Origin of the sequence: Bizionia hallyeonensis (assembly GCF_042657385.1) — a bacterium.
Lineage (GTDB): Bacteria > Bacteroidota > Bacteroidia > Flavobacteriales > Flavobacteriaceae > Algorimicrobium > Algorimicrobium hallyeonense.
The window spans coordinates 1-6,384 of sequence record NZ_JBHSLA010000010.1 but is presented as its reverse complement, the minus strand read 5'-3'; the positions used below and the strand labels follow the sequence as shown (position 1 = coordinate 6,384).

6 protein-coding genes are annotated in these 6,384 nt (G+C 31.3%); 5 read left to right on the top strand and 1 reads right to left on the bottom strand.

Annotated features, from left to right (window positions below):
• Positions 1-138 precede the first annotated feature (138 nt).
• From ACFPH8_RS14820 to ACFPH8_RS14805, 4 genes are all read left to right on the top strand, one after another.
• Positions 139-1,152, top strand: a complete 1,014-nt coding sequence (locus ACFPH8_RS14820; RefSeq protein ID WP_376862219.1) for a hypothetical protein — start codon at positions 139-141, stop codon at positions 1,150-1,152.
• Between the two features lie 227 nt (positions 1,153-1,379).
• Positions 1,380-2,252, top strand: coding sequence for a hypothetical protein (locus tag ACFPH8_RS14815; RefSeq protein ID WP_376862217.1), 873 nt, complete (start codon positions 1,380-1,382; stop codon positions 2,250-2,252).
• 149 nt (positions 2,253-2,401) lie between these two features.
• Positions 2,402-2,818 (top strand): hypothetical protein, encoded by a 417-nt coding sequence (locus ACFPH8_RS14810; protein WP_376862215.1) that lies wholly within the window; start codon positions 2,402-2,404, stop codon positions 2,816-2,818.
• 170 nt (positions 2,819-2,988) lie between these two features.
• Positions 2,989-4,155 (top strand): hypothetical protein, encoded by a 1,167-nt coding sequence (locus tag ACFPH8_RS14805; protein WP_376862213.1) that lies wholly within the window; start codon positions 2,989-2,991, stop codon positions 4,153-4,155.
• 845 nt (positions 4,156-5,000) lie between these two features.
• On the opposite strand, the gene ACFPH8_RS14800 is transcribed toward ACFPH8_RS14805, so the two are convergent.
• Positions 5,001-5,288, bottom strand: coding sequence for a hypothetical protein (locus tag ACFPH8_RS14800; RefSeq protein WP_376862211.1), 288 nt, complete (start codon positions 5,286-5,288; stop codon positions 5,001-5,003).
• A gap of 90 nt (positions 5,289-5,378) precedes the next feature.
• Here ACFPH8_RS14800 and ACFPH8_RS14795 point away from each other — a divergent pair, with 90 nt between their 5' ends.
• On the top strand, positions 5,379-6,110 hold the full coding sequence (locus tag ACFPH8_RS14795) for a DUF6090 family protein (protein WP_376862209.1): 732 nt from the start codon (positions 5,379-5,381) through the stop codon (positions 6,108-6,110).
• Positions 6,111-6,384 lie beyond the last annotated feature (274 nt).

Below are 6,384 nucleotides of genomic sequence, written 5' to 3'. Positions count from 1 at the left end.
GCCAACACAGTATATAAGCTATGGCTTGGTCAGTCCACACTTGGAAAATCCTGCGGATTTTCCAAAGCCAGTTTTTATTTGGAGAGGTTCGTGCCGAGACACGCCACAGCTCATATACATAAACGTTAGCCACAATTTATGAGAAAGTTCATCGACCCAAAAGGAAATTACATTTTTTTCATCCCAAATGAATGGGGTTACAGAAATGGAATGTACGAGGCAAAAGAAAATGACCCTGATTCTTTCGAACTTTACGAAAAGTCTGTTGGATGTTTTCAAATAACTTGTAAATCAAAAACTATAGGAGAAATTCCAAATCTAATTCAAACCCATAAATTAAAAACACAAGCAGTCGGAACGAATAACCTCGAATTTTCCGAAAAATATGTATCATCTGAAAAATTTGACGTCTACTTTTGGATGGCAGTTGTTGATGACAAGTTTTTAATGTGCAAATACATTTATGATTCTGACAAAAAGGAATCAAAAAAAGTAAAAACAGAAATTGACAAAGCAAAAGCCTGTTTAAAAACAATTTTGGTTATTGAGGAACAACATAAAGTAGAAATTCTAGCATCAGAACGATTTACGAAATTTATGAATTCCTTGGTTGCCTCTATAGATTTGAAAAACAGAGCATATAAAAATGGTTCTTCAATTGAATTGGTAGTTCTACTTGCGAACCAAATTGATGCCTTGTTAAGATTGGCTTTAATACTTAAAAAACAAATAGACAATTCAACTGACGAAATTGACACGACATTAATTTTTCAAAAAGAAACTGATAGACCTATTATGGAAAAAAAGGTTTATAAAATGGCTCTTGACGAAGGACTAATTACTCAACCAATTCACGACAAGCTTTTTGAATTATACAATCAGAGAAACAAAGTAATTCACCGATATATAATTACGGATTTACTAACGAAAGACGTAATGAAAGTAGTCTATGATTATACTATTATGGAGGAGAAAGTTGGAGAAGTGGTAAAGGAATATGAACAAAAGCAATTTCAGTTAAAAATCGGAATTTATGGAACTGACATACCACCAGACCATCCGATTGACGAAGAGACTAAACAAAAGGTAATTGGTGCGATTAAGGAAAAACACGCAGATAATCGGATGAATAAAGATATAACTTTCGAGTAAAAAACTGTGGCTAACAATGTATATAAAACATAGCTATTACAAGCTTTCCAAGAGGTTTATGTGTATTTGCAAAGAACGCCAAATTTTTAAATTTGGCTTTTTGAAAATAATAAGATAAAAAGAAAAATTTAAAAATTCGGCTCGTGTTTAATCCGAAAAGTTAGTGTCTTTTTACACGCTACGTTTCATATACGAGACCGTTGGCAACAATTAGAAAAACCGAATAATTGCGAGAAAATAGACCATATAAAAATATTGTTGATTTAAAATTGGAAATGAAAAACGTGCTGAATGATTTTCAAATAATCGACAACAATATGATTGCGATTGGAATGGATTATAAGCATTATTTAGATTCTAGTTTTAATGACATAAAAATCTATGAATTTAGAGATAACATACTTTATCGTTTAAGAGCAACCAGACTGCATATAAATATTCTTGTGAACCTTCTGAACTCACTAGACCAAGAATTAACCGAAATTTATTCTAAAAAAGATGGGCAAATTACTATGCAAATCCATTTTGAGAATAGAAAATCAGATATTTCATCTTTATTTGATAGTGTAATATTTCATATTGTTTCTGCATTTGACTATGTAAGTAATTTAGTTGGTTTCTTGTGTATTAAAAATCAAAAAAAAATTAAATGGACTCAATTCGCTAAATCCGTTCGAGACCAAAAAAATGAATTATCTCAAACTAACTTTAGCGAACTAATTGACAATTTAGACAGAACATTTATTGGGAGACTTTATGACCATAGGTCTTATTTAATTCACATTGGAAATGATAACGGAAAATCATCACTTTCAATAGAATTAATTAAAGGAAAAGTTGAAACGAAAATTTTATCCTCTTCTACATTCAATAAAAATTTTAGTGAATTAAGAGAACTTGGAAAAGACAATGATTTATCAATCTCTTTTATTTTGTTCTGGCTTTTAAATAAAACAACGGAATCAATCATTGACATTCAGTTCGGATTGAAAGAATATATGGAGAAAAATAAAAAGAATGAAATTCCATTTATGTTTATGAAAGGACCAAACAATGAAGTTTTGCCAGTTTCAACAAACTATTGGAGTCGAAAAAAATAACTGTTGCCAACAATGTATAAAATTAATTGCTAGTGCAAGCTTGCTTACGAAAATCCTCGCGGATTTTCTATTCGGTTTTTATTTGCTAAATTAGTTGCTTAAACCACGCAACTAATCTTATACGAGACCGTTGTACATAATTTAAGAAAATGGTAACAGAAATAAACTTATCAAGTCCAATTGAAAAAATAAAGACTGAACTTCTTGAAAAAAAAATTGAAGTTGGAATGGTTGAATTTACTCTTAAAAAGGACTTCTTACCTATTCCGAATGAATTTGAAAAGATTGGAAACTTTGAATTAGACATTCTCGCGATTGAAAAAAATAGCGGAATAGTAGTTATGCTTGACCACGACAAACCTGATTTTATAATGGGAAAAGTTGCATCTGATTTAAAAGCGATGGTAAGTGCTTTAATTCCAATAGAAGGTTTTTTTGAAATGGCTTCTGAAAACGATGAATTATATGATGACGAAAGCGCAATGAGAAAAGTTACTTCTGAATCAGCAAATTTATCTGGCGGAAAAGAATTTGAATGGTTCTATGATATGATATTTGGAATCTGAAAAGAAAAACTATGTACAACATCGCATAAAAATAATGCGTAGATTAGTGCTTAAACAAAGAACAGTGCACTTTTGTTACTTCTGATTTTCCTGCGGAAAATCCTCGCACACAAAAACGCACTATTCTTATACGTAACCGTTGTGTGTAATGCCGAAAAAAACGAAAAAGAATGAGTTTTGATTTTATAAGTCACAAAGAAAATGAAAACATCATTCCGAGTTCATTACCTGAAAAAGAACAATACTATCTTGACTTAATGAATATCGAACATAGCTTCACAGGAAGGCTTGATGTTATGTTTTCGAATGATTTTTTTAGAGAAGCTTCTCAATTAATAATAAATGCAATTACACTTTATGAAAAAGGATATTTTGATTGTGCCTTTTACTCATTAAGACAATCATTAGAAATATCAACTACAATAGTATATTTCGTAGATGACGATGAAGAAAATCGAAAAAAGGAACTTAAAAAGTGGAGAAATGAGGAAAGATTTCCTCAACAAGGTCAAATGTTAAACCAGCTTCAACATAGAAAAAAGGAGTTTTCCAACATAAAGGAAAAGATGTCATCATATTTTGACGAAGTTGAACAAACAAAAAGAAAACTCAACAAATATGTTCACAAACAAGGTTTCGATAAATTTTACATCCACAGAAGAAATCCTTTTAGAAAAAAAATTGACGAAACAAAAATGCTCTCGGATTTTGAATCTTCTCTTGTTAAAAGTATTGGAGCTGTAGCCGTTTTTAGACTTGCTATTGACCCAATGCCACTTTTGCTAAATGATGAGTCAATTTATAGAAGAACTGTACAGCTTATGACTGACAGTTATAGTGATACATTTCTTGAAAAATATATTGGACTTGACCATATAAACGCTTACAAAGAAACCGAACTTTATAAAGGACATTATGAATATTTCATTCAAAATGAGGAAATGTCTCCTGCTGTAACAAATTTGGTTAAGAATGACTTTGTTGATAGAACTAAAATTGATGAAATAATTAAGCAAAAGCATTTGCTAAATGCTCACGAATTAGTTGCTTTAGCACTATTTTCCTTTTCAAAAAAAATTGCGAAAATATATTGTATTGGAGGTTTTCACTTCTACTTTTCTGACACAAAATCTACTAGAAGCAGACTTGGTTGGAGCAGTGAAGATTTTAAAGTCTTTGAGAATGACCCTGAAAAATTTAATAAAAAATATGACCAAGCATTTTTAAGTTCCTTCACAAAATGGAAAGAGGAATATTACATTGAACATATTGAAGAATTTAACGAAGAAGAGATTAATACTTTGAAAAACATAAGCACTACACACAACAACGTATAAAATTAATTGCTAGTTCTAGCCTACTTACGAAAGTCCTCACGGACTTTCTATCTGTGATTTATTTGCTAACTTTAGTGCTTAAACCACGCAACTAATCTTATACAACAACGTTGCAAGTAATAGCGGAAAACACTCAAACGCAAACAATTCGCAAATAAAATAAATCTGATTTTTAACAAATATTACGCTGAATTTACTCTACCGATTTTCTACTCAAACGGAATTTCTTACTCGAACGGAATCTCACTCAAACGGTATTTCCACTCAAACAGAATTTTCACTCAAACGGAATATCTACTCAAACGGAATTTCTTACTCAAACGGAATTGGAAAAAGTTAGCAGATTAAAGATAAATAAAAGTAATCGGAACAAAAAAACTACTACTTGCAACACCGTATAAAAAAAATTGCTATTTTGTGCTTAATTAAAGTGTGTTGCATTTTTGCTTGCTTCTGATTTTCCTACGGAAAATCCTCGCCCACAAAAACGCAACTTTCTTTATACAAAAACGTTGGCAACCATTGCTGTACCGCAAAAATTTCTAAAAAAAGATCTCACTCTATTCTTCCGATTTATCACTGTTACGGAACATAACGCACTTCCGATTTACCACTGTTGCGCTCAATTCTGTCGCTTTAATAAAACTAAAAAACCGATTTTAAACTGCCGACTGGCTTCACACCCAATCCAACCGTTTGGTTTTTAAAAAATAAACGGTTGCCAACATAGTGTATAAAAAATGCTTACTTTAGTCCCTAATCAAGTGTAAATGTGCGTTTGCCACCTTCCGATTTTCCTGCGGAAAATCCTCGGACGCAAACTCGCCCATTTCATACACTTACCGTTACCCACAATATTTACCACACGTTTGGCAATGCTTATTAAAGCTATCAGGGGTACAGTTATGTATAGGTATTATTTCTATATCGGTTAATAATAATTTTCGTTCAAACTTTCTATATCCGTCCGAAAATGTTGATTGAGCCAAAACCACATTATCCTTTACCTGTGTTACTACAATATTTTTGTAAGCTGAATTTGTTTTATCAATAGCTCTAAAAGGCACTGTGGGTAACACTGTATATAATTCAAGCTTAGTTTCTTCTTTTTTACTTACTTTCTGCTTATTCATAATTTTGTTTTTATTTATTAGGTTTTAGTTTTATTTACGCCCGAAATCATATACTCAACGTTGTGCTTCATTATCAGAAACCGATAACCAATGATAAAATTCTTTAGAAAAATTAGACAAAACTTACTTTCAGAAGGCAAAACTGGGAAGTATCTGAAATATGCGGTGGGTGAAATAGTTCTTGTGGTTATAGGGATTTTGATTGCATTGCAGATAAACAATGCAAATGAAAACCGCAAAACAAATGGAATAAAAAAAGAATACTATCGTCAAATACTTGTTGATCTTGACAAAGAAATTGATAACATCAATACTAGAATAATTGCATTAGATAGTTCAATTACCTCTTCAGACAACTATTTTAAAAATTTTAAAACTGCAGATTTACAATTAAATCAACTCATTGATGAATTGTGTAAAGTTGAATACACATTTCAATACGTGTATTTCAACACTAATACGATTCAAACGTTAGAATCTACAGGTGATATAAAATTAATCCCAGAAAATATACGTAATTCTCTTATTGAACTTAAAAGGCGCCAAGATCGAATTAGTCTAGCGGCTGGAAACAATTATGATATTTATTTAAATGCGCATGAAAAAGCACTTCAATTAGGCTTTCCGAGATTAAGATTTCAGGCATCTAAAGCCAATGAACTGGGACTTGAAAACAAGTTTGCTGAGATTATTTTGACTAGTGAGGGGAGCTTAATGCTTAAAAATTATACAGATAAAATGGTAAAAAGATTTCTAATTGATATGCTGATTGAAGTAAATAAGATAAAAGAAATGATAACCGTTGAGCTTAAAGAAAAATAACGAAAGCACAACAACGTGTATAATTAATTGCTGTGGTAAGTGCTTATTTGGAAAATTCCTTCGGAATTTTCTCGCGTTCGTTTTTGTTTACTAAATTAGTTGCTGAAACACGCAACTAACCATACACAAACACGTTGTGCTTCATTATGACCCGTCCTAAAATAAGGCTACATAATTCAAAACAATTATGTATAAAAATGACAAAGTAATTAGACGGTACAGTGAACCTTTCAAATTAAAAATTTTAGCCGAACTTACAACGGGAAAACACACA